Source organism: Pseudoalteromonas sp. Angola-30 (genome assembly GCF_028599215.1).
In the GTDB taxonomy this organism is placed as follows: domain Bacteria; phylum Pseudomonadota; class Gammaproteobacteria; order Enterobacterales; family Alteromonadaceae; genus Pseudoalteromonas; species Pseudoalteromonas atlantica.
The window spans coordinates 1-254 of sequence record NZ_JAQREI010000100.1 but is presented as its reverse complement, the minus strand read 5'-3'; the positions used below and the strand labels follow the sequence as shown (position 1 = coordinate 254).

The following is a 254-nucleotide window of genomic DNA, read 5'->3' as shown; positions in this document are numbered from 1 at the left end:
AAGTAGATAGATACTTAGACTTAAAAAATATTATCAGAATTTTCCAAATTTATGAGGTGACTCTTAGCGCGTAGCGTTAACATTGAGGCACCTTGCGCAAAGGAAATAGTAGCACTACGTGCTTGTCATTACTCCTTTGCACCTAATTTGCTTGGTAACCATAGCGTTTTGGACCCACCTGACCCCATGCCGAACTCAGTAGTGAAACGAAACAGCGCCGATGATAGTGTAGCATTTGCTATGTGAAAGTAGGA

Annotated in this window: 1 rRNA gene; it reads left to right on the top strand. The window is 41.3% G+C overall.

The window, feature by feature from the left end:
* Positions 1-150: 150 nt before the first annotated feature.
* Positions 151-254 (top strand): 5S ribosomal RNA (gene rrf, locus PSH54_RS20775); the annotation flags it as partial.